This window comes from Sphingobacteriaceae bacterium (assembly GCA_002319075.1).
Classification (GTDB): domain Bacteria; phylum Bacteroidota; class Bacteroidia; order B-17B0; family Aurantibacillaceae; genus Aurantibacillus.
On sequence record NVQB01000001.1, the window covers coordinates 2,153,017 to 2,177,864 of the forward strand.

Genomic DNA, 24,848 nt, shown 5'->3' on the forward strand with positions numbered 1-24,848 from the left:
TTTAAGCATATAAAATTGTATTATTGTGCTTTAGTTAAAGTTTTATGTATAAAATATGAAGATTGGCTTTGATATTTTAGGCGGGGACTTCGCTCCAAAAAATTGTCTTGAAGGACTAGTGATGGCTTCGAAAGAGTTACCAGCCGACGTTAAATTGGTTTTGATTGGTGATAGCAATGCCGCTAAAGAGTACTTTACAAAAAATGGAGTAAACCCAGATCAATTTGACTACGTACATACTACCGAAACTATTGAAATGGGAGAACACCCCACAAAAGCTTTTTCTCAAAAACCCAATAGCAGCATCTCTTTGGGATATAAACTATTAAAAGAAAAAAATATCGACGCTTTTGCGAGTTCTGGCAATACAGGCGCAATGCTTGTAGGAGCCATGTTTACAGTTAAAGCGATTCCTGGCGTAATTCGTCCCTGCATTACCTCTATACTTCCTAAAGAAAATGGAGGATTTGGTATTGTGCTTGATGTAGGAACAAACGCAGATTGCAAACCCGATGTATTATATCAATTCGGAATTTTAGGATCTATTTGTGCGCAGGAAGTTTATAAAATAAAAAATCCAAAAGTTGGCTTGCTCAATATTGGCGAAGAACCTGAAAAGGGAAACCTTGTAACCCAGGCTACTCATGCCTTAATGAAGGATTCTAAAGATTTTAATTTTGTAGGAAACATCGAAGGTCGCGAAGTGTTTTCAGATAAAGCAGATGTAGTAGTTTGCGAAGGTTTTGTAGGAAACATCCTTCTTAAAACGGCGGAAGCTTTTTACGACGTAATAAAAACACGTAACCGCAGCGACGAGTATTTCGATAAATTTAATTACGAACTCTACGGAGGAACACCAGTTCTGGGAATCAATGCCAATGTATTAATTGGCCATGGTATCTCCAGCTCCCTGGCTTTTAAAAACATGTTGTTGCTGGCTAAAGATGTAGTGGATGCCAAGCTGAACGACAAAATAGAACAAATTTTTCAATGATGATGAAAGCTGCAATCACAGCCGTGGCAGGGTATTTGCCGGAAAACATTCTTACTAATAAAGATCTCGAAAAAATGATTGATACCACGGATGAGTGGATCACTACCCGCACCGGGATCAAAGAAAGACACATAGAGAACGATCCGAATAAAGCTACCTCCGATATGGGCGTAGAAGCTGTAAAACTTCTCTGCAAAAAAAGCGGGCTTAAAGTAGAAGAGATCGACCTTTTAATTTGTGCAACAGTAACGCCTGACATGACTTTTCCCGCAACCTCCAACCTTATTTGCGCTAAACTCGGGGCTAATAAAGCATGGGGCTTCGATCTTGGCGCCGCCTGTTCAGGATTTATTTATGCTCTTACTACGGGTGCTCAATTTATAGAAACAGGTCGTTACAAAAAAGTTGTGGTTGTTGGTGCCGACATGATGAGCCGCATTATCGATTACACCGATAGAACCACATGCGTTATTTTTGGCGATGGTGCCGGAGCCGTTTTATTAGAGCCTACTACAGAAGATGTTGGGATCAAAGATTTTATTTTACACTCCGATGGAAACGGAGCAACACATTTACATATGAAAGCTGGAGGTTCTTTAAGACCACCAAGCCACGAAACCGTGGATGCACGGATGCACTTTGTTCACCAGGAAGGACAGGCTGTTTTTAAACATGCCGTTTACAACATGGCTGAAGTAAGCGCAAAAATTATGGAGAAAAATAATCTAACTGCAGAGGATGTTACCTGGTTAGCAGCGCACCAGGCTAACAAACGCATTATTGATGCTACATCTTCCCGCATGGGTATTGGATCTGAAAAGGTGATGATGAACATCGAACGCTACGGAAATACCACTGCAGGAACTATTCCCCTATTACTTTGGGATTACGAAAAGCAATTGAAAAAAGGAGATAATATTATACTCTCCGCTTTTGGTGGCGGCTTTACCTGGGGGGCAGTGTTCCTGAAATGGGCATACGACGGAAGTAAAACCGGAAAATAATTTTTCTTACATACTAACCTTTTAAAAGCTCCGCGATACGGAGCTTTTTTATTTTAGATACCCCCAATTTCGCCGAACAAGCTATTTTTGACCCTCAAATTCAGCTATTTAACACTGTTATAGAGGCATTTTAACTTATTTATAGTTTACATTTGTATGTAACTAAATCATAGGCTATGAAGCATAAAAAATCTCTAATTGTTATACTACTGGCTCTGTGTACCGGCCTTTTCTCATTCAGTAATTTTCTTCCTCCACTTGAAGAGCTCGCCTTAAATGCTGCTATTCCACTGCCTGATTATAAAATGAAGGATGTTTCGGGTAAAGACATTAGTTTGAATGAAGCAAAAACTCAAAAGGGCTTGCTTGTTATTTTTTCATGTAACACTTGTCCTTACGTTAAACTTAGCGCCAGCCGCATCAAAGATTATTCTGATTATTGCCAGTCTAACGGAATTGGTTGTGCCATAATCAACAGCAATGAAGCTCAACGTAGCGAAGATGATAGTTATGCTGAAATGGTAAAGTATTATGGCTCACAACACTTAAAGTGTATATACGCGGTTGACGAAAAAAGTCAACTGGCCAACGCTTTCGGAGCTGGGCGCACCCCCCAGTGTTTTTTATTTAATGCAAAAGGACTTATTTACAAAGGTGCTATTGACGATAATGTAAAAGATCCGTCGGCGGTTAAAGATCCGTACCTAAAAAATGCCCTTACTGCTTTGAGCAAAAACGAAATTCCAAAAACGCAGGAAACCAAATCTATCGGTTGCACCATTAAACGTATTGAATAAGTATTTCTCGACTAGGCTCAAAAGGATAATAAAAACTAGCAGGTCCGGCTTTTGCCGGACCTTTTTTATTTAAAGCTGTTGAATTGCTATCTTTACACGCCATGTTTAAGAAAGACCTCGATCCTGAAGATTTTTATTACAGTCCCGAAGGCTACATTGTTTTTACCGAAAAGTACCATTTAAAGCGCGGTCATTGTTGCAAAAGCGGCTGTAGACATTGTCCTTACGGTTATAATAAAAAAACAGGTAATTTTGATAAAGACACTAAAAAGTAAAATTTATATATGTCATCAGCTACGACACAACTCACTTTCAAAGAATTAATACTTCAGGGAATTCCTTCTGAATTGCCTGCTCATAAAACGCCTGAGCAAAACATAAATCATGCTCCCAAGCGTAAAGACATTCTGAATGCCGATGAAAAAAAATTAGCCATCAGAAATGCTCTGCGTTATTTTGATAAAAAACACCACGCGGTTTTAGCAAAAGAATTTGCTGAAGAACTTAAAACTTATGGGCGAATTTACATGTACCGTTTTCGCCCGGATTATAAAATATACGCCCGCCCTATTTTCGATTACCCACATCAATCCAAACAAGCGGCTGCTATTATGCACATGCTTAGCAATAACCTCGACTATGCCGTTGCGCAACATCCTCAGGAACTAATTACTTATGGCGGAAATGGCGCTGTGTTCCAAAACTGGGCACAATACCTTTTAACCATGCAGTATTTAGCAACTATGACCGATGAGCAAACACTCGTGCTCTATAGCGGACATCCAATGGGGCTTTTTCCGGCACCGAAGGATTCTCCACGTGTAGTAGTTACCAATGGGATGATGATTCCGAACTATAGCAAGCCCGATGATTGGGAAAAATTTAACGCACTTGGTGTAACACAATACGGACAAATGACTGCGGGAAGCTTTATGTACATTGGTCCCCAAGGCATCGTACACGGCACTACCATAACCGTTATGAACGCTGCCCGTAAAAAATTTAAAACAGAAGAGGAGCGTCGCGGCAAACTATTTGTCACCTGCGGACTCGGTGGCATGAGTGGCGCGCAACCAAAGGCTGCGAAAATTGCCGGACTTGTTTCTATTACTGCTGAAATAAATCCAAAAGCTGTTAAGACCCGCCATTCACAAGGTTGGGTGGATGAAGTTTTTACCGACCTCGACAAATTAATGGCCCGTACCAAAAAAGCACAACAAAACAAGGAAGCTGTTAGTTTAGCTTATGAAGGTAATGTGGTTGATCTCTGGGAGCGCCTGGAGAAAGACTCCATAAGCGTTGATATTGGAAGCGATCAAACTTCATTGCACAATCCCTGGGCGGGCGGATATTATCCTGCAGGGTTAAGTCTCGAAGAGAGTAATAAACTGATGGCCGAAAAGCCTGAGCACTTTAAAAAAGAAGTTCAGAAAACGCTTGTTCGTCATATAAATGCCGTAAATGCTTTGGCTAAAAAAGGCATGTACTTTTTCGATTATGGAAATGCATTTTTGTTAGAAGTTTCCCGCGCAGGCGGTGATGTATTTGCAAACAAAGAAAATGGTGAGTTCAAATACAAATCGTATGTTCAGGATATCTTAGGGCCCATGTGTTTCGATTATGGCTTTGGTCCTTTCCGTTGGGTGTGCGCATCTGCAAAACCCGAAGATCTTGCTGTAACTGATAAATTAGCAGAAGAAGTTCTCGAGGAGATCTATAAAACTGCGCCTAACGAAATTAAACAACAGTTACATGATAATATTGTGTGGATCAAAGAGGCGCAACAAAATAATTTGGTAGTGGGTTCACAAGCACGTATTCTTTATGCTGACAGTGAAGGACGTATTAAAATTGCGCAGGCGATAAACAAAGCGATCAAAGAAGGGAAAATTTCTGCACCAGTTGTTTTAGGACGCGATCACCATGATGTAAGCGGAACCGACAGCCCTTACCGCGAGACTTCTAACATTTATGATGGAAGTAAATTTACAGCGGACATGGCCGTACAAAACTTTGTTGGAGATTCGTTCAGAGGTGCCACATGGATCAGTCTCCACAATGGTGGTGGTGTTGGTTGGGGTGAAGTTATTAATGGTGGTTTTGGCCTTGTGTTAGATGGAAGTGCAGAAGCAGAGCGTAAATTAGAACAAATGCTTTTCTGGGATGTGAATAATGGGATTGCCCGTAGAAGTTGGGCCCGCAACGATGAAGCGCTATTTGCTATAAAACGCGAAATGGCCCGCCGTCCTGATTTAAAAGTGACGCTTCCCAATTTGGTGGACGATAAAACACTGGAAGGTTTGATTTAATTTGTAGTGATTTGCTCGATGAAAAAAATCTATTTTTGCTTCCTGGTAATTACTTTTTTCACGCGAGCTTTTTCGCAGGGCAGGAACATAAATAAACTTACGCTCGAAACAACCTATTCACAAGTCGAGATTCACAAATCGCTGAGAGACCTTATAACACAAGCTGAGAAATCGTCTTATTTTGATGATGCGTTTTTTAATGGTCTGCTTAAAAAAATAATGCTGGACAAACAATTCAGCGCGAAAGAAAAAGTGCAGCTCTTTTATTTGATGCAGAAACAATTGGGTTTTGCTTTTGTGGGTGTCAATTATCTTCCTCCAAAACAAACCTATTTTAATTTTTTTTCGGGCGAAGTTCTTACCTGGCAAAAAACCCGCTTAAGTTTGCGTGAATTAAAATACGATCCCGCAGAACTTCTTGCTTTGCTAGATTCAAACTGGAAAAGCGATCCAATTGTGGCCTCCAATGCTTTGCTACTTTCTACTCTTTTAAATTCAGAAGCCACTGCCAAAGCTTTGCAACAGTATAGTAATTATGAAGTTATATTACAGGCAAAAAATCCCGATATCCTGAATCACTATTTATGTTTGAGTGCCGCAGTAAAACAAGACACCATCGTTACTGCCAATCTTGCTAAAAATGCTCTGCGTTTTACATCCGAAAATTATATTGAAGATGCACTTTGCGCTCTGTATTCAAAAAACAACTCTGTTATCACTATTAAAACTTACATTTTGCAAGAGGCAAATTCTCAAAATGATCTGAGCATTCAAACCGCTCTGGCGGCTCTCTATAGCAAAGTGCCGCCGGCAACCTTCGGAAAAAGCGTTCAAAGTTTTATAGAAGAAAGCAAAGACAAATGGAAGAAAGAACTTCTAAAAAACATTCTCGCTAATAAAATTCCATTCAATTACAGTCTCGCTAACAAAGAACAAATTGTCACCAAAACCTGGGAGGGTGTTACGCTAAGTCTATACAATGATGGAGCGCTCATTAGCAATGGGACTTTATTGGAGTTTGATGAGAATTGACCCCCCCCATTTCTTTAATATCCCCCCAAAAGAGTTCCTGAAAAGCCAGCTTTTTTTGATATTTTTAAGGCTCATTATTAGTTATGAAAAAATTTATTTATACCTCCGCGCTTGTCGTAGTATCGGCGCTTACTGCTTTTGCACAAGACAAAACTTTAACCATTCAGGAAGCTGTTTTAAAAGGACGCACAAGTCTTGCGCCAAAACGTTTATCTAATCTTGGATTTATTTCCGATTCTAAAAAGATTGCCTACATCGATAAAAACGAACTAATAATTCTAAACGGCCAGGATGGAAAAATAATTTCATCCATGTCGACAGTAGCCTTTAATAAGGCTTTGGCTGCGGGTGGCATGGACACTGTTTCGGGCTACGAAGGTTTAAAATGGAAAAACGAAAACGAATTTTATTTCAAACATAAAAAAGGAGAATCACTTTATACTATCGATAAAAAATCCATTTCAAAATCGGAACGCAAACAGTCAGATGCTGCTTTGGAAAATCTGGATGAGTATAAAGAAGGAGAAATTTTTGCACACGTAGCAAATAATAACGTTTACGTTTACGTCAATGGCGAGTCTACACAAGTTACCAAAGATGGCTCTTACGAAATAGTAAACGGAAAAAGTGTGCACCGCGATGAGTTCGGCATACACAAGGGTACCTACTGGAGTCCGAACGGAAATTTTTTAGCTTATTACAGAATGGATCAAAGCGATGTAACGGATTATCCTGTAATCGACTGGACAAGTTATCCGGCCAAAAACGTAAATATCAAATATCCAATGGCTGGTAACAAAAGTCATTATGTAACATTGTTTGTTTACGATTTAAAGTCTAAAAAAAGCACCTTGATTAAAACAGAAGGTCCAAAAGAACAGTACCTGACGAATGTTTCCTGGAGCCCCGATGAAAAGAAAATTTACATCGCTGTTCTAAACCGCGAACAAAATCACTACAAGCTAAACGAATACGATGCCGCTACGGGAGCTTTCATCAAAACATTATTCGAAGAAAAAGACGAAAAATATACCGAGCCTTCCAATCCAATGCTCTTTGTAAAAAACAATCCAAAACAATTTATCTGGCAAAGCCGCAAAGATGGGTTCAATCATTTTTACTTATATAACGTGGATGGAAGTCTTGTAAAGCAACTCACCAAAGGCAACTGGGAAGTAAAAACTGAAAATGGTTTCGATGAAAAAGGAGAAAATTTATTTTTTCATGCTAACGAACAAAGTCCGGTGAACCAGGATTTTTATTCTGTGAATTTAAAATCCGGAAAAATGACTCGCTTAACCAAAGATAACGGTTTTCACACTGTTGCTTTAAGCAAAAAAGGAGATTTTTTTATCGACAACTTTACGTCCTGCTACACACCACGTGAATACAGGATCATTCAGCCAAACGGAAAATCCTCTACGATCTACAAAGCTGAAAATCCTTTAAAGGATTATAAAACGGGCAAATGGAATTTGTTCACGATTAAAAATAGCGAAGGAACTGACTTGTATTGCCGCATGTTTAAACCGGTAGATTTTGACAGTACTAAAAAATATCCGGTGCTTGTATATCTCTATAACGGTCCGCATTCGCAAATGGTCACTAACACCTGGATGGCCGGCGGAGAAGTATGGTACCAATACATGGCAGAAAAAGGATTTATCGTTTTTACTTTAGATGGCAGAGGAACTTCCTACCGCGGGAAAGCATTTGAGCAGGCTATTCACAGACAAGTAGGAACTAAAGAAATGGAAGACCAGTTAAAAGGTGTGGAATATTTAAAATCATTGCCGTATGTTGACGCTAACCGTTTAGGCGTGCATGGCTGGAGCTACGGAGGTTTTATGACTACTTCCTTAATGACAAGTCACGCAGGAGTGTTTAAAGTAGCTGCTGCTGGCGGTCCGGTAATAGACTGGAGCTACTATGAAATTATGTACGGAGAACGTTATATGGATTCTCCGCAGGAAAATAAAGAAGGGTATGATAAGAATAATCTATTAAATCATGTAGATAAATTAAAAGGAAAACTCTTAATGATTCACGGAGCACAAGATGATGTAGTTGTTTGGCAACATAGCATTATGTACCAAAAGAAAGCCGTAGACAAAGGCGTGCAATTGGATTATTATGTTTATCCCGGACACATGCACAATGTGCTTGGAAAAGACCGCGCGCATTTGATGGAAAAGATCTGTAATTATTTTATAGATAATCTCTAGGCCTTTCAACACACTTCGGAAAATTTTGTCAGGTTAAATCAGGACAACTTTTCCAGGGTTAAAGAGGGAATTACCAGGCTTCGAAATTCGTAACTGCATGGCGCAGGTCTTTATTCCTCATGTTAAAGCTAAGCATCAGTTGCCAATAATCTAAAGTGTTATCCGGCATTAAAGAGCTAATATAACTCTTATAACTTACCTGTGCAGTAAACAAATCTGTTCTCACACCCGCATTGTAGCCTACAACGTCGGAAGCGCGTGTCGCTCCCATAATAAAATGTTTGTAAACCAAAAAATTAGCCGAAATTAAAGCATTGGATCGGGCGGGCTCCGATGACAACTGTCCGGAAAAATTAACATGAAAGTTTTCGGTTAAGTTAAGATTGTACGACGCGTGAAAACTATGTTTAAAATAAAAAAACCTGCTTGAGTTAGCCCCGGTAGCCGGCAGGTAATCAATACTGGAAGAGTTAAACCCAGCATAAAAATTTTTATAGTTCACTAATACACCGTATCCAATCGCATAATTTTGTTCGCTTTGCCAACCTCTTTGAGGACTATACATCCAGGTATAATTTATTTCTCTGCGCAATACTCCACCCTGTAAAGAAGGGACAATTTTTAATTTTTCACCTACTTTAAAATGGCGGGAATAAATTAAAGTTGCATTTTGAATTCTTAATACATCACCCATACTCTGATAATTATACAAGAGCCCTATTCCGCTTTTCAGAGAAGGTAAATAACAATCAAAAGCATTGCTAAAATTATACATTCTATAACCACCTTTCGATGGAAGTTCAGCAAAAGCTTGATTTCTGACCCCGCCATTAGTTCCGGCGAATGAAGGGTTAACGTTTAAGAGGGCCTGATAAGGGATATTTGAAGTGGTTTGCGCTAAGCCATTTTTTACCAAAACGAGGCTGAACATTACTACAATGATCTTTTTCATAATTTTCTGATTTACCATTTTTCAAAATCCGTGATACTCTGGCGCTTTTCCTTATTTCTTAAATTAAAGCTAAGTAACACTTGCCAGGTGCCATTAAATTCATCAGGAGTCAATCTGCTAAGATCCCTTTGATAACTTCCTTGTACTATAAAATAGTCTGACCGAAATCCCACGTTCATACCGGAGTTGGATCTTTCATGTGAAACACCATATATTAAATGTTTGAAGCATAAAATATTTATAGAACCCTTTGCCAAAGTATATCCGGGCGTTTGGATGAGTTGTCCGAAAAAATTCACATGTAAATTATCTCTGAGATTAAGATTGTATGAGAGGTGCCAATTCTTAGCCACTGGTATGCGTTCCGTGCTAAAAAAGCCTGCGTCAGGTGTATTCAGGTTAAAAACACTTAATCCGGCATAGAGATTTTTATAATTCACGAGCAATCCGGCATGCAGTGCAAAATACTCCACACGGATCCACGGTGAACCATTCACTGCAAATACACTGCCCTGGTACCTGCCAAGGAATATTTCTTTCGATGTATATTCAGCCTGAACTGAGGGAATGATCTTCAAGTGCTCTTTGATGTTAAAATATTTCGCATAGGCTAGACTCCCTGATACCGTTCGGTTGGTACTGTTGTAAGTAGAATAGTTAACACCTAGCCCTATACCACTTTTTATCGAAGATAGATAGGTGTCAAAATTATTAGTAACATCCAAATATGTTAAGGCATCAGAAGCTGGAACGCGTATTGAAGACTGATTGCGAATCAACCCGTTACTTCCTGCAAAGGAGGGGTTCAAATCCAATAAAGACTGATAGTGCACGTTGGATGGCGCTTGTGCGTAGCTGAATGCAGCCATCAGACTAAAACATCCTAACACTATAGATTTTAAAAACTTCCTCATAAAATCACCATTTTTCAAAACTTACAGGAACCTCGCCTGCTTGTTTTCTGTTAAGACTTAAACCCAGAGCTACTTGCAAAGCGTTTGACGGATTTGCGGCAAGCTTGCTATAATAAATAATATATCCTGCGCTAACACTAAAATAGTTATTACGGTATCCAAGATTAAAAAATGCTGCATCATCAAAAGCGTAACCGAATCCTGTAGTAACATGTTTAAGAAACACAGCATTTGCGGTAAGTTGTAAACTATTATATCCGAGCTGAGTAGAAGCCAAACCAGAAAATTGGATAAGTGTTTTTTGATTTAAAGGAATTGCGTACGATACATTAAACGTGTAACGACGTGGAAGCTTTTCTGATCCAAGAACTCCCTGGTCTGGTTCATTGATATGGTAAACTGTTCCTCCAATGAATACATTTTTATAATTAACCAACAAAGCAGCACTCCCGTCAATATTATTTTTTTTAGATACAGGTGCGCTTCCATTGGGATTCCACAGAATGTAAGAATTTCCAAGAGTTAATCTCTCAACATCCACTTGTTTTTGAAAAGCTCTTATTTGTATAGACGGAATAATTTTCAGTCCACTTTCCTTACATGCAAAAATGGGTGCGTAAATAAGATTTAGCGCTGATGTACGAAACATTCCATGATAAAGATCGTTTACCATGCCGGAGATCGCAATGCCGCCATGAAGCCTTTTTACGTACCCGTCTAGCCCATTGTAATAGGTTACGTCGTCGGAAGAACTGCCAGGTTGCAGACTCGTGTACAAAGTTTGATTTCTCAGGGAACCATTACTTCCAGCAAAAGAGGGATTTGTGTAAAGTAAGGATTGATTCGGGTTTAAGAATATCTGATCTTGTGACAAACCGATAAATGAGCCACACAAAAAGGCTAACAAGTATATTGATTGTTTTTTCATAGCTGCAATTTTTAAAGATTAATAATTTTCGAAATTGCTGCCGGATTTAAATTGTTCTTTGCTTGGAAAACTAAATGACAGATGACCTTCCCAGGAACCCATACCCATTCCGTCTTTATAGATCGTAGCATCGTAGCCCGCTTGAACTGTAAAAAAACGAGCTCTGAAGCCCAGGTTTACAGCAGCTCCTTTATCACCGAGACAGGCCGCTCCAACAATAAAATGATTTTTAAATATAGCATTCACGCCAGACTGACCATAGAAAAAGTTATTCTGATAATTACCCCTGCAGAAGGCCTGCAAATTAACTTGTTCAGAAAGATGAAAATTATAAGAAATGTAGCTGGCAAAACGGAATGGCAACTTATTTGATCCCATCAAACCGATGTCAGGTTGGTTTAAATTAAAAACAGAAACGCCTGCATACAAATTCTTCTTATAATTAACGAGCATTCCCGCGCTTATATTCAGATAGGATTTGTTTTGAGCCGGGATGATAGCGAAATTTGTCCAGTTCTTCCCATAACGGGGATCAATCATGTCACCGAAATTTAAATTGCCTCTGTCAAGACTCTTATGACCGTAGCCCAGCTGAACAGAGGGAATGACTTTTAAATCTCCGTCCTTAAAATTCAAATACTGCGCATAGCTAATAGAAAATAATGAACTCTTTAAAGTGCCGTGGGCTGCATCGTCCGATAACAAAGAGACTGCCACGCCTGCTTTCAAAGGTTTGATATAAGCGTCGAAAGTGTTCTGATAGGTGACGAAATTAGTGGATAAATTGGGCCATTGATGCCTATAGGATAATTGGTTACGCACACCTCCATTGCATCCAGCAAAAGATGGGTTCAAAGATACGAGAGACTGATTTGTGTTTAAATAATAAGGATCCTGAGCGTTTGCAAAATACATGCAAGCCGTTGCAAGCAATAAAACCAGATTTTTCATGGCAAGGAGTTTTTTGAGTACTTTAAAATTACTCAAAAAACTTAAAGATCCTAATTCTTTAACACTACTGGGGCGGCAGTGCTAAGCCATAGCTTTTGTCTTACTCATTAATTCTTCAATCTCATCTGCTTCAACTGGAATATTTTTCATGAGATCCAGCTGGCCGTTTGTAGTAACAAGGAAATTATTTTCTATACGAATACCTAAACCTTCTTCCTGAATGTAAATGCCCGGCTCCACCGTAAACACCATGCCTGCCTGGATCGGCTCCTGGAAGAATCCAACATCGTGCACATCTAATCCTAAAAAATGACTGGTACCATGCATAAAATATTTTTTGTATGCTGGCCAATTCGCATTTTGTTCTTTTACGTCTTCTGTTTTTAATAAATTCAACTGCAACAATTCTTCCGTCATCAACTCACCTACTTCTTTGTTGTATTTATCAAAGGTTTGTCCAGGCACCAACAATTTGGTTGCTGCTTTGTGAACACGCAAAACTGCATTGTAAACTTCCTTCTGACGTTTTGTGTATTTTCCGTTTACCGGAATAGAACGGGTTAAATCACTTGCGTAATTTGCATACTCAGCAGCTACGTCCAATAATATTACGTCTCCGTCTTTACATTGTTGGTTATTTTCTACATAGTGAAGAACACATGCGTTCTTACCACTAGCTACAATGGGTCCGTACGCAAAACCCTGAGAGCGGTTACGCACAAACTCATGAATTAATTCCGCTTCAATTTCATATTCCCAAACCCCAGGCTTAATAAAACCTAATAATCTGCGAAATCCTTTTTCTGTAATGTCACAAGCTTGTTGAATCAAGTCAATTTCCTGCGTGCTTTTGATAGCACGTATGCGGTGCATGATTGGCGCGCTGCGTTCAATTTTATGCAAGGGATATTTTGCAATGATTGTTTTATTAAAGCGGTCTTGCGCTGTTTCTGCATCGATATACCGGCGTGTGTGCTCATTACTATTCAGATAAATATTTTCGGCCTGTATAAAAAAAGCTTTCATGATTTTTTCAAATTCATGATGCCAATATATATGCTCTATTCCGCTTACTTCTGTTGCCTGCGTTTTATTTAGTTTAGCACCTTCCCAGATGGCAATAAGTTCACTGGTTTCTTTTACAAATAAAATTTCTTTGTGTTTACCATCTTTTACGTCTGGAAAAATAACAAGAATCGTATCTTCCTGATCAATTCCTGTCAGATAAAATAAATCCGCATTCTGTCTGAAACCCATGCTGCCATCGGCATTTGTAGGCATAATATCGTTGCTTACAAAAACAGCCAGCGAATTTGGCTTCAAATGATTTTTGAATTTATTTCTATTTTCTCTGAATAAACTATTGTCGATGGCCTGGTATTTCATATGTTTTAATTATTGTTTTAAATGTCATATAATTTAACCAGTTTAGTCGTTTGTTTTGTGTTTTGGCAAACATGGTTATTTCATACTGAAAATTTATTGGTTTTTTGAAAATCTTATAATTTAGAAGAATACTAAATTACTTATTTAAGCCCTGAAAACAAATTGACTTAACGGAGAACAGCAATTTTATTTTGTTTGCAGTCCGTTAAAAAAGTTTCATTAACCCCATTCGGGGGATAGATTGTTTCTTCGTGAAAAAAATCGTCTGAATCTTTGTAATAAGTTATGATCCACTCTTCACCCGAAATACGAAAACTAACAAACTGCGAAACGGGAATAGTCCACGTTTTTCGGTTTTTAAAAAAGATAAATCCTCTTTTAAATACAATAGTTTTTAAATCAAATGTGATGTTGGCCGCGTTGTAATCGAACCAGGTGTAAATAATGACAGCCATCACGAAGAGAGCAAGCGTTATGGGATCCACAATTTTTCCGCCCACCATATTGTATACAAGCACAGCAACAACAAAACCCCAGAGTTTAGAACTCCAGTGTTTAAAAAAACTTGTTTTTGTTTCCAGTTTATGGAAGCCTGGTAAAAAAGCATTTTGTGCAGCAAAAAATTCTTTGCGAATGCCTATTTGTGTTTTGGTTGCTTTCAAAGATTGATTTAAAAGAATTCCGGTAGCGTAATACAGAGTTGGGTAATTTTCTTTTATTTCTTCTGGTGATTCAAAATAGTGTTCGATGCAGACACTCAAAAATTCGTTGATATTTGTTCCCCCATAACTTCTGAAAATTGTCTCCTTTTTATTGCGGATATCGTTAAAAGCATCACTGGCGCAGGCAATCCACTTATTAAAATAATTGTCTACAAAATAATCCTGCTCATGACCTTTAATACTGTTAAATCTCAGTGCATGCGAAAATTCGTGCAGGCCCAGATTCATGTTGTCATCGTTTATCTCATAACCGCGGATAAAACTTTTCCAACTCAATTTAATATAGCCTTGCAAATTTGTTTCGCCGTTGAATTTTAAATCTCCTTTAGCGTTATCAAAATTAGAAGGGTGCAATTGTATTTCTTCGAAATAATTTAGCTGCCATACTTCGAGGCCCAAAGTGAGTTGTACAGCACTCGCCGCAACCAAAGCTTTTACACGGTTATCTGGCTTAAAATCATCAGCGCCACTGATTACCTTTTCTGAAATAAACATCAGACAACGCTCTACAAACCTTTGTCGGTAAACCTTTTCCAGCGTATTGTAATACCTGAAATAGGTACTGTAAAACACATCTAATTCACTGGGATTTAGCTCTATATCGGGTGCGGATGTCAATTTTATAAATTTACTAAAAAAAGCGGCTTTTTTTAAAGCTGTTTAAATTAAAAACTTATCTTTGCTTACTTAAGAATAAAAATAAATTATGATTGATTTAACAGGAATTATCTCTATTTCAGGCCAACCGGGCTTATATAAAATTGTTGCTCAAAGCAAGAATGGTATTATCGTGGAAGGGCTTACAGACAAAAAACGTTTAAACGTTTATGCTTCTACAAAAGTTTCTACATTATCTGATATCAGCATGTTTACAACAGGTGATGATAAACCTATTGAAGAAATTATGACTTCTGTTTTTGAAAAAGAAAAAGGTGGTCCCGCTATTGATAACAAAGCCGACGATAAAGCTATCGAAAAATATTTCTCTGAGGTTCTTCCTGATTATGATAAAGATCGCGTGTATGTAAGTAATATGCGTAAACTTTTAACCTGGTATAACGGCCTTCAAAGCACAGGTAGCTTAAAAGAAAAAGAAGAAGCAAAAGAAGGGGAAGAAAAAGCACCTAAAACTGCTGCGGTAAAAGCTGAAGAAAAGGCAAAAGTGAAAAAAACAGCAACTAAAGATTCTTCTAAAGCTAAAACAAGTGTTGGTGTTAAGAAAACAACCGGCGTTCGTAAAACAGGTACAGCTTAATTTAAGCTTTCAAATACTATTAGAAAAGCCATCTTCAAAGGATGGCTTTTTTTTATACTAAAGATTTCTTTCGTTCGTTGTACAAAAAACCCAATTATGAAGTTTCTTTTTACACTTCTTCTATGTTTTCAATTTCTTTCGGCACAGGTCTGGCTTCCAATTGATGATTATCCTGGCTTAAAACGCGACGACGGAGTTGCTGTTGTAGTTGGTAACAAAGCTTATGTAGGAACGGGATTGGTGGAATGGGCACTCACTCTCGACTTTTGGGTAATGGATTTGAATACATACACATGGAGTTATGGAAAAGCAATGCCTGATAATTCTAACCGCCAGTATTCCTGTGCTTTTGCAGGTGATGGGTGTTATTACGTTTTTGGTGGAATTGCAAACGGAGGCGCTAATAAAGACATGTTTAAATATGACGTGGCCTCAAACAGCTGGAGCCTTGTGACGGCGAAACCAGGCTTGGGCATAAGCGGGGCAGCTTGTATGAATTTTGGTGACAAAGTAATTATTAGTGGGGGAAAATTTCAAAACGACAAATCCAGCGCAGAAGTATGGGAATACACAAAAAGCACAGATACATGGGTACAAAAAAATGATTATCCGTTTTCCGGAAGATGGCGTGCAAGTGCCACCGTTCTTAATAACACAGGCTACCTTATTTTTGGTAGAGATAGTGGAGGCGCTTTACGTAAAGAATTTTATAAGTACACTCCCTCAACCGATAGCTGGACAAAAATCATGGATTTCCCCGGCGCAAGGGGGAGAAATTATGCTTCTTTAAATGTAGCGCATGGAAAGCTCACTGTATTTGGTGGTATTGATTCGCTGGAAAATTTCTATAAGGATATCTGGTATTTTAATGAAACAACAACAAGCTGGTTGCAGGGGCCCGACCTTCCTGCTGCAGGCCGCAAGGGAGGAATGAGCTGGGCTTATGGCAACGATTTATTTTATACCTGCGGCATTGCCGGTGGTTTGCGTGTTACAGAAACATGGAAAACGGATGTGCCGCTTGGCATTAAAAAAGATACAGAACAATCCCTTTTTACTGTGTATCCAAATCCTACAAATGGAAAAATAACCCTCTCCCTTCCGTCGAACGCCTTTGGCAACCTGGCGTGTAGCATTTACGATATTTTTGGAAGAACTCTAGGTAAATTAGATCTGGCCTCCCAATCGGAGCTTGACCTCAGTAATTTTACAACTGGAATTTATTTTTTGAAATTCTATTCTGGAAACGAGCTGGTAGAAACAAAAAAACTGGTCAAAAATTAGACCTATTTATCTTTGTAAATTACCATGTTAATAATGCCTTTACTTGGACTTGAGTTATCACTTAAGGTTACTACAAAAGGCTTTCGTTTTCCTTCAAAACAATTATATACTACGTAGCCTTTGTCCTCAGTAGGATTCGGCAGCTTGTTCGCATAATAATCTTTAAAGTCACAAAATAAATAAGAACTTAACTCCAAATCATTGGTAGTAATCTGAACATTTATTTCTTCCAGACTATCTTTACTAAAAGCATAATCGATAGAATAATCAGTAGTGCTATCGGCCTTAAATTCATAATACAAATGGCCTTCAGATTCTTCGGTTGGAGGAACTTGTTCGATTTGTTTTATGAGCGTGGGACTTGTATTTAGTTTAACCCCTCTAAAAACACCATCCGGGGAGCGGATAATTTCATCCAGCAAAATGTGAAAACCAGGAAAAACACGAGGTTTGACAACTGGCGCCTCTTTCTTCTCCTGGTTGCATCCCACTGCAAAAAGCAGCAGAATCATCATAGAATAGGTTATTTGAGAGAATGCGCGCACTGTTTAAATTTCAAGGTAAATATAGTTATAAAATTGCCGGTGCTTTTAAATAAATAGAAAAACCCGCAAGATACTTTTTAGCCTTAGACTGTGGGTAATTTTGCGGGCTTTTTCTTTCCATTAAATGTGTTCAATACAAAACAATGAGATCATTATTTACCAGTCTCAGCAGCTTCAGCAGAGGTTACAACCTCAGGTCGCATTTGAGGAAAAAATAAAACCTCCTGTATGTTTACGTTATTTGTAAAAAGCATAGTCAGACGGTCGATTCCAATGCCGATGCCCGCTGTAGGCGGCATACCGTATTCAAGCGCCCTTAAAAAATCATGGTCGATAAACATCGCTTCATCATCACCCCGTTCCATTAATTTAACCTGCTCTTCAAAACGTGCACGCTGATCAATCGGATCATTTAACTCACTGTATGCATTTGCAATTTCTTTGCCATTTACCATTAACTCGAAACGCTCAACCAAACCTTCAATAGTTCTGTGTTTTTTTGTCAGCGGACTCATCTCTACAGGATAATCAGTAATAAAAGTTGGTTGGATATAATTTCCTTCACATTTCGCACTAAAAATTTCATCTACCAATTTCCCTTTACCCATGCTGGTTTCGGTGTGGATATTTAGTTTTTTACAAACATCGCGAAGGCCATCTTCATCCAATGCTCCGATTTCGAATCCGGTAAATTCTTTAATAGACTCGTACATGGTTACGCGTTTAAATGGCGCTTTAAAATCAATCTGCTTGTCGCCAACCGTTACCTCTGTAGTGCCATAAAGATCCATAGCAACTTTCTCAAGTAATTTTTCAGTGAAGCTCATCATCCAGTTATAGTCTTTGTAAGCTACATAAAATTCGAGAATAGTGAATTCAGGATTATGTGTACGGTCCATTCCTTCATTTCTGAAATCTTTTGCAAATTCAAATACACCCTCAAATCCACCAACGATAAGACGTTTTAGGTAAAGCTCATTGGCAATACGCAAATAAAGTGGCATATTTAAAGCGTTGTGATGTGTAATAAACGGGCGAGCCGTTGCACCACCGGGAATACTCTGCAGGATAGGAGTTTCAACTTCCAGCATGCCCGCATTGTTTAAACTTTGACGGATAGAATTTACAAGCTGTGTGCGTTTTTTAAAAGTATCGCGCACTTGTGGATTGATAATTAAATCCACGTAACGCTGACGGAATCTGAATTCAGGGTCACTTACCTCATCAAAAGAGTTCCCACTATCGTCTGTTTTTACAACAGGTAATGGCTTCAACGATTTACTTAATAATTTTAAAGAAGTTACGTGAATAGAAATTTCTCCCGTTTTAGTAGTAAATACGTACCCCTGTACCCCAATAATGTCACCAAAATCAATAAGTTTTTTCCAAACAATATCGTATAAGGATTTATCTTCTCCAGGACAAATATCATCTTTACGCACATACAACTGAACACGGCCGGTTGCATCCTGGATCACAGCAAAGCTTGCCTTGCCCATATCACGCACACTCATTAAACGGCCCGCAATAGAAATATCTTTGTAATTTAATTTATCGCGTTCGTAATTTTCCTTTATATCTAAAGCATTTGCATTTACTTTAAATTCTTCTGCAGGATACGCATCGATACCCATAGCGGTTAATTCGCTTAATTTTTGTCTTCTTAATACCTCTTGTTCGCTTAATTGAATGGACATTCTATCTAAAATTTTGTTTGCGAAAATACGTTTTTATCCGCGATAAACTGTTATAACAGGCTAAAATAGCTTCTTTTATACATAACAAGCAACTGATTATCAAGTTATTATACATTTTGTTTAATGTTATTAGCAAATGATTAAACAAAACTATATTTTTGTAGCGCAATATATTTCTAAATGACAGCGGTTGAATTTAATACAAGAATAGTTCAGGAAAAAAGTTCGCTTAAAAACTTTGCTCTTAGTCTTACCCATAACATTGATGATGCCTTAGATCTTCTGCAGGACACCTATGTGAAAGCAATAACTTACAGAAGTAAATTTGAAGAAAGCACCAATTTGAAAGCCTGGTTGTTTACAATTATGAAAAACACTTTCATAAATGCTTACCGTCGCAACACAAAAACAAAACAACTCATAAGCAAGGGCGACGATATAGCTATGAACCGCGCCTTTAAACAGAATAGTTACGATCATTGCGAAAGCCGCATTCACGCAAAAGATATTATCCGTCAAATCGAAAACCTGGATGATGATTATAAGGTTCCTTTTGCAAGATACTATACGGGTTATAAATACGAAGAGATTGCAAAAGAAATGTCCTTACCTCTGGGTACAATCAAGAGCCGGATTTTTATTGCAAGGAAAATTCTTATGACTGCAATTAGCCAGAGAAACTCCTGACAATTTTATTACCAAAAAAATTCAACCTTTAAGAATGCAGGCCTTCGGTCTCATTTTTTCTGTACTTCACGGCCACCATCGTTATAGCGCATAAACTGATGCTGATACAGTTCCAGTAAAAATATCTGAATTCTGTATCAGCTGGGTAAACCAACCAATGAATCATCAAATAAAAAAAGCTTGACCAGGCAAGGGAACTCAACAAAAGTTTGTAACGTGTAAATGCTTTACTAAGAGCCAGAACAACAATAATCAGAATGTTGAGCAAGAACCAAAACCATGGTTTCATATAAAACATCTTTTCTTGCGTTTTAACGTACCCAAAAACTATTTTACTTAACTTGTTTGGTGTGAAGCTAATGCCATAATTATTCTTGTAGGTTTCAGTATAAAACACGGTTAGTCCATTACCACTGTCTTTAAATTTGAGAAAAAATAAAAATCCATTTGTTTTATTTTTCAGATAAATAAAAGGATGTTTTAAAATTGTTTTAACCCAATACTGTTTTAGATCGGATAATTGCTGTGGATTTAAATCCGGCATGATGTGCTTGTTATCGTTATTCCACCAAATGTGATCAAAAGTTACGCAAGTGTATTTGCTAAAAAGATAAGAGGTATCGAAGCCGGGAGAGCTGCTGATATAATCAGGAAAGCAAAGCTCTTTTGATTTTACTGATATACCCGTTAGATCATGTGCGATCAGTTTATATTCTATATGGTCTTTCCGTACTTTAAGAATGTTTTTTTCAATAAAACTATTCGCCATCAAAACCATGAAAGTAAGGATCAAGGAAACTACTGAAGTGACAACGAAACTACGTAGTTTTTCATTTCGCACTGTCATAGTCCACCATAAAAATAACAGGGGAATAATTCCCGGCATGCCGCTTATTCTAACCCAACAGCCATAGCTGATTAAAAGAAGGCAAAATAGAGATTCTGCTATGAAGAGCTTCCTCCCGTCTACAAATGCTCTAAACAAAATTGACGCTGCAAGAAACCATGAAAAACTCATGTGTACATCTTTCCAAATAATTCCTGGAAAATTTTGAATAAAGGGCGCGGCCGCAAATACCAGCACAAGTGGTGCAAAAATTGTAAAGTGCTTCAGGAAGGTTACGAAAATCAGGTAAAATCCTATCCAAAAAAGACCTAATTGAAAAAAAAGCATTGGCTGGGGACCCTGATAAAAATTTAATAATAAGTGCCATAAGCCTGCCATTGCCGGAGGATGCCAGTCACCATAGTGATTAGACAAAGCTTGTCCATATTGATCGAAAGAGTCGGGTGAACATATTCCAGGATAGAAAGTAACAGCATTTATACAAAATCCAATCAATGAAAACAAACTGGCGAAAAAAATTCTGAAAAAGGCGTCAGTCGCAAATCTATTTATTATTGTTTTCATTTAACTTTAAAACAAATTACCGGAATTTTTGTTATAGTATGTATCAACCTATCCGGTAAATATAAATACAATTATTTTAATATTGATTTAAGGCAAGGTTCTTAGACTTTTTAAATTCACTTTAAAACCAGATCTACCATACATTGCAACTCATTAAGATCAAATGAACAAAGAAATCACTCTATTTTGGTTCCGGCGCGACCTCCGTTTACATGATAATGCTGCTCTATATTACGCTTTGCGAGAAAATGAAACCGTACTTCCGGTTTTTATTTTTGATAAAACTATTCTAAACCAATTAGAAGATAAAAATGACAGGCGTGTGGATTTTATCCATCAGGCACTTGAAAAAATACAGGAAGAATTGGTTTCGATTGGTTCTTCATTGCAGGTTTTTTATGATACACCCGAAAAAGTTTTTAAGTCTTTGATGGAGAATTTCAAAATTAAAAATGTTTACACAAATCATGATTACGAACCCTCAGCAAAAGAACGTGATAAGGAAATAAAAGAGCTTCTCGAAAAACAGAAGGTAGAATTTAAAACTTATAAAGATCAATGTGTTTTTGAAAAACAGGAAGTTGTAAAAGACGACGGAAAACCTTACACGGTTTTCACGCCCTACAGTAATAAGTGGAAGAAAGCATTAAGAGCGTTTTATTTTAAATCGTACCCCAACAAAAAGTATTTCGGAAATTTTATAAAGTCCGCTGCCCATCCAATTCCGAGCTTAAAGAGCATGGGCTTCAGAAAAACAGACATGCTTCTTCCTGAAAAAATTAAGATCAGCGACCTTCTTATTCAAAAATACAAACAACAAAGAGATTACCCTGCACTTGATGCTACCACCAGGCTTAGTATTCATTTAAGGTTTGGCACTATCAGTATTCGTAAGTTAGTTGCAAAATCAATCCCGTTAAGCGAGACCTGGCTGAATGAACTCATCTGGAGAGATTTTTATATGATGATCCTTGATCACTTTCCCCATGTTGCTAAAAATGCCTTTAAAAAAGATTATGATGCGATTCCATGGAGGAATAACGAAAAAGAATTTGAAACATGGTGTAATGGCAAAACGGGTTTCCCTATTGTTGATGCAGGAATGCGCGAGTTGAATGAAACCGGCTTTATGCATAACCGTGTGCGCATGATTGTAAGTAGTTTTTTAATTAAAGATCTTTTGATTGACTGGCGCTGGGGGGAGGCATACTTTGCCGTAAAGCTCAACGATTTTGATTTAAGTGCGAACAACGGAGGCTGGCAATGGGCAGCAAGCAGCGGTTGTGATGCGGCTCCTTATTTTAGAATTTTTAATCCGACTGAGCAGCAAAAAAGATTTGACCCTGATTTTAAATACATCAAAAAATGGATTCCCGAATTTGGAACGGACAAATATCCCGCGCCTTTAGTCGACCATAAAGAAGCGCGATTGCGAGCCTTATCGGTTTATAAAAAAGCGCTGGACGAAAGTAAGCAGATGGAGCTGTTTTAAGCTATTCTAATCCCTACTAAAACCACATCATCCACTTGCTCAAGACTTCCTTTCCAGTTTTCAAAAACCTTGTTCATTGATTTAGCTTGTTCAGGCATAGACAAGGCTGAGTGCTGAAGTAAGTTTTGATGAAGTTGTGCGTATTTAAATTTTTTGCTTTTTGGGCCTCCAAACTGATCAGCGTAACCATCGCTATACAAATAAATTAAATCTCCCTTTTGCGATTCAATAGTGCGTAGGGTGAAAGAATCTGTTAACTCGCCTTTTCCCACAGGCATTTTATCTGCAAGATATTGTATCAACTGTCCATCACGAATTACAAGAACTTTGTTTTGTGCCGCCGCATAAGTAATTTGTTTTGATTTTTTATCGAAGCGCATCAAAATACAATCCATCCCGTCTTTAGCTCCCTGGTGCGATACGTTGTCAATTAACTTCTGACGCACATGATTTAAAACTTCATTGGGTGCTTTAATGTTTTTTTCATTAATGGCTTCGTTTAAAAACGAAATATTTAATAAACTCATAAATGCTCCGGGAACCCCATGTCCTGTGCTATCGCAAACAGCGAGGTAAAAACAATCTTCCTTTTCTGATGCCCAGTAGAAATCACCGCTTACAATATCTTTGGGTTTAAAAAGAATAAAATTTTCCGGAAGATTTTTTGTGATCAGCGAATGGTTCGCGAGCAATGTTTTTTGAATGCGCTCTGCGTAATGAATGGAGTCGAGAATTTCCTTTTGTTTTTCTTCAATAAGTAATTTTTGTTTCTCGATTTCCTGTTTCTGTTTGTTTAATAATTCATTGTCTTTCTTTTTTATACGATAAGCTCTGATTCTGAATAATAGCAGTACCAACACTAGAAATCCTATCATGATTGAACCTATTAGAAAAAATGATTGCTGTTTGTTCTTAGCCGTCATGGTTTCTGTTTCCTGCTGTGAAAGTCTGAGCTGTGTTTCTTTTTTATCTAATTCATTTAAGGAGTTAAGGGTCGCCATTTTTGTATTGAATGCGTCCGTATCTAAAGAATCGTCTATATTTTTGGAAAGCTGGTAATATCTTAATGCCGATTTATAGTCTCCCATATTTTGATATATGTTGGATTTTGTGTCATAGCTATTTGCCAGCACGTGTTTATCATCCAGCCTGTTTACAAATTGTGAGGCCTTATCGCAATAATAGAGTGCCTTTTCATAATCATGAAGTTTGTTGTAGATGTCGCTTTTTAAAAGCAAGCGGTCACAATAAGACAACAAATCATTTATAGAATCAGTCTTGGATAGAGAAAAACTTATTTCTTTAAGAGCTTCAGGTAACTTTGCTCGTGCTATGTAATAAGCGGCGCGGGACTGATAAAGGGCTGCGTAATAATCATCCTCTTTTAAATAATCTGCAATTTCTTGCATTTCTTTTAAAATCTCCTCCGTTCGTTTGAGGTCGTTCACCCGCCTTAAAGTAATGCTCAAATTATTAACTACAATACTCAGCGCCCTCATGCTATTTGTTTTCTTGAATACCAGGTAAGCGTCGTTGTAAGATTTATTAGCCTGAACATAAAGGCCTTGTTGTTGGTATATTGTGCCCAGATTTACATTAAACTGTGCTTCCTGAAATTCATCCTTTAAGGTTTTATTTAATGCTATCCCATTTCTAAAAGTTTCAATAGCGAGATCTGTGAGCCCCAAACCTTTATACGCAGAACCTATATTGTTTAATATGATGAGCTGGTTTTCAGTTTGCTTGAATAAAGTAGCATTGTCAAAAGATTTTTTATAGTAAAGAAGGGCATTTGTATTATCTCCCTTTTCAAAATATACAGAACCCAGGTTAGAATAGGCTCCTGTTAGCTTATCAAGCCGTCCTTGTTCTTTTCGTAAGCTAATAACCTCATCATAAAGCTTAATTGCTTTTTCAGGTTCGTTGGTGTAACGGTATAAAATTCCCTTTGCATTTTTGGCATCAATTACTCCGTTTAGGTATTCTATTTTTTTTGAAAGCTCAAGCGCCAACTGAACATATTTTCCGGAAGAGTCTACAGAATAGTCCAGGTACTGCCAACCCAACTCATTTAAATCAATAACACGAATGGTGTCGTGAACCGATTCTTTAAGTCGTAGTTTTAGACTGTCGATCTCATGCGTTTGTGAAAAATTCAGAAGTCGTGAAAAAAGACTTACAAAGAAAAGTAGTTTGCGCATACTTAAAAATAAGAATTCTAAGACTTGCGCTTTATTAAAAATTTGAAATAGTTACAAAGACT

At 37.8% G+C, this 24,848-nt stretch carries 19 protein-coding genes and 1 pseudogene; 10 read left to right on the top strand and 10 right to left on the bottom strand.

Annotated features, from left to right (window positions below; genetic code table 11):
- The first annotated feature begins 55 nt into the window (after positions 1-55).
- The 6 genes from plsX to CNR22_09435 all read left to right on the top strand — a co-directional run bounded on the left by plsX (position 56) and on the right by CNR22_09435 (position 8,361).
- Complete coding sequence (plsX, locus tag CNR22_09410; GenBank protein ID PBQ31977.1) at positions 56-994, top strand: phosphate acyltransferase PlsX; 939 nt, start codon at positions 56-58, stop codon at positions 992-994.
- On the top strand, positions 991-1,998 hold the full coding sequence (locus CNR22_09415) for a 3-oxoacyl-ACP synthase (GenBank protein ID PBQ31978.1): 1,008 nt from the start codon (positions 991-993) through the stop codon (positions 1,996-1,998). Before plsX ends, CNR22_09415 begins: the two co-directional genes overlap by 4 nt.
- Positions 1,999-2,174: 176 nt before the next feature.
- Positions 2,175-2,795, top strand: coding sequence for a thioredoxin family protein (locus tag CNR22_09420; protein ID PBQ31979.1), 621 nt, complete (start codon positions 2,175-2,177; stop codon positions 2,793-2,795).
- A 284-nt stretch (positions 2,796-3,079) separates the two neighbouring features.
- Positions 3,080-5,104 carry a urocanate hydratase gene (locus tag CNR22_09425; protein ID PBQ31980.1) on the top strand — a complete coding sequence of 675 codons (2,025 nt, stop codon included), beginning with the start codon at positions 3,080-3,082 and terminating at the stop codon, positions 5,102-5,104.
- Between the two features lie 18 nt (positions 5,105-5,122).
- Positions 5,123-6,136 carry a hypothetical protein gene (locus CNR22_09430; protein PBQ31981.1) on the top strand — a complete coding sequence of 338 codons (1,014 nt, stop codon included), beginning with the start codon at positions 5,123-5,125 and terminating at the stop codon, positions 6,134-6,136.
- 83 nt (positions 6,137-6,219) lie between these two features.
- Positions 6,220-8,361: a S9 family peptidase gene (locus CNR22_09435; GenBank protein ID PBQ31982.1), complete on the top strand. Its 2,142-nt coding sequence runs from the start codon at positions 6,220-6,222 to the stop codon at positions 8,359-8,361.
- Between the two features lie 70 nt (positions 8,362-8,431).
- Here the strand turns inward: CNR22_09435 and CNR22_09440 are convergent, their stop codons facing one another.
- From CNR22_09440 to CNR22_09465, 6 genes are all read right to left on the bottom strand, one after another.
- A complete protein-coding gene (locus tag CNR22_09440) occupies positions 8,432-9,331 on the bottom strand; it encodes a hypothetical protein (protein ID PBQ31983.1) in 900 nt (299 codons plus the stop codon).
- Complete coding sequence (locus tag CNR22_09445) at positions 9,325-10,245, bottom strand: hypothetical protein (protein ID PBQ31984.1); 921 nt, start codon at positions 10,243-10,245, stop codon at positions 9,325-9,327. Before CNR22_09445 ends, CNR22_09440 begins: the two co-directional genes overlap by 7 nt.
- A complete protein-coding gene (locus tag CNR22_09450; protein PBQ31985.1) occupies positions 10,232-11,155 on the bottom strand; it encodes a hypothetical protein in 924 nt (307 codons plus the stop codon). The genes CNR22_09445 and CNR22_09450 overlap by 14 nt, the downstream gene beginning before the upstream one ends.
- A gap of 18 nt (positions 11,156-11,173) precedes the next feature.
- A complete protein-coding gene (locus tag CNR22_09455) occupies positions 11,174-12,106 on the bottom strand; it encodes a hypothetical protein (protein ID PBQ31986.1) in 933 nt (310 codons plus the stop codon).
- A gap of 81 nt (positions 12,107-12,187) precedes the next feature.
- The gene (locus tag CNR22_09460; GenBank protein ID PBQ31987.1) at positions 12,188-13,492 is read right to left on the bottom strand and encodes an X-Pro aminopeptidase; all 1,305 of its coding nucleotides are present in this window, start codon (positions 13,490-13,492) and stop codon (positions 12,188-12,190) included.
- A gap of 167 nt (positions 13,493-13,659) precedes the next feature.
- Entirely contained in the window at positions 13,660-14,838 is a 1,179-nt protein-coding gene (locus tag CNR22_09465) for a hypothetical protein (protein ID PBQ31988.1), read from the bottom strand.
- 85 nt (positions 14,839-14,923) lie between these two features.
- Here CNR22_09465 and CNR22_09470 point away from each other — a divergent pair.
- Both CNR22_09470 and CNR22_09475 read left to right on the top strand, forming a co-directional pair.
- Positions 14,924-15,280 (top strand): annotated as a pseudogene (locus CNR22_09470) (hypothetical protein).
- Positions 15,281-15,565: 285 nt separating this feature from the next.
- A complete protein-coding gene (locus CNR22_09475) occupies positions 15,566-16,753 on the top strand; it encodes a hypothetical protein (GenBank protein ID PBQ31989.1) in 1,188 nt (395 codons plus the stop codon).
- A 2-nt stretch (positions 16,754-16,755) separates the two neighbouring features.
- On the opposite strand, the gene CNR22_09480 is transcribed toward CNR22_09475, so the two are convergent.
- Both CNR22_09480 and lysS read right to left on the bottom strand, forming a co-directional pair.
- Positions 16,756-17,268: a hypothetical protein gene (locus tag CNR22_09480; protein ID PBQ31990.1), complete on the bottom strand. Its 513-nt coding sequence runs from the start codon at positions 17,266-17,268 to the stop codon at positions 16,756-16,758.
- Between the two features lie 182 nt (positions 17,269-17,450).
- Entirely contained in the window at positions 17,451-18,995 is a 1,545-nt protein-coding gene (gene lysS, locus CNR22_09485) for a lysine--tRNA ligase (GenBank protein ID PBQ31991.1), read from the bottom strand.
- A 180-nt stretch (positions 18,996-19,175) separates the two neighbouring features.
- Between lysS and CNR22_09490 the strand changes: the two genes are divergently transcribed.
- Positions 19,176-19,682: an RNA polymerase subunit sigma gene (locus CNR22_09490; GenBank protein ID PBQ31992.1), complete on the top strand. Its 507-nt coding sequence runs from the start codon at positions 19,176-19,178 to the stop codon at positions 19,680-19,682.
- Positions 19,683-19,710: 28 nt separating this feature from the next.
- Here the strand turns inward: CNR22_09490 and CNR22_09495 are convergent, their stop codons facing one another.
- Entirely contained in the window at positions 19,711-21,093 is a 1,383-nt protein-coding gene (locus CNR22_09495; protein PBQ31993.1) for a hypothetical protein, read from the bottom strand.
- Between the two features lie 163 nt (positions 21,094-21,256).
- On the opposite strand from CNR22_09495, the gene CNR22_09500 reads away from it, so the two are divergent.
- The gene (locus tag CNR22_09500) at positions 21,257-22,585 is read left to right on the top strand and encodes a deoxyribodipyrimidine photolyase (protein PBQ31994.1); all 1,329 of its coding nucleotides are present in this window, start codon (positions 21,257-21,259) and stop codon (positions 22,583-22,585) included.
- Here CNR22_09500 and CNR22_09505 read toward each other — a convergent pair.
- Positions 22,582-24,786 carry a hypothetical protein gene (locus CNR22_09505; protein ID PBQ31995.1) on the bottom strand — a complete coding sequence of 735 codons (2,205 nt, stop codon included), beginning with the start codon at positions 24,784-24,786 and terminating at the stop codon, positions 22,582-22,584. The genes CNR22_09500 and CNR22_09505 overlap by 4 nt on opposite strands.
- Between the last annotated feature and the right edge of the window lie 62 nt (positions 24,787-24,848).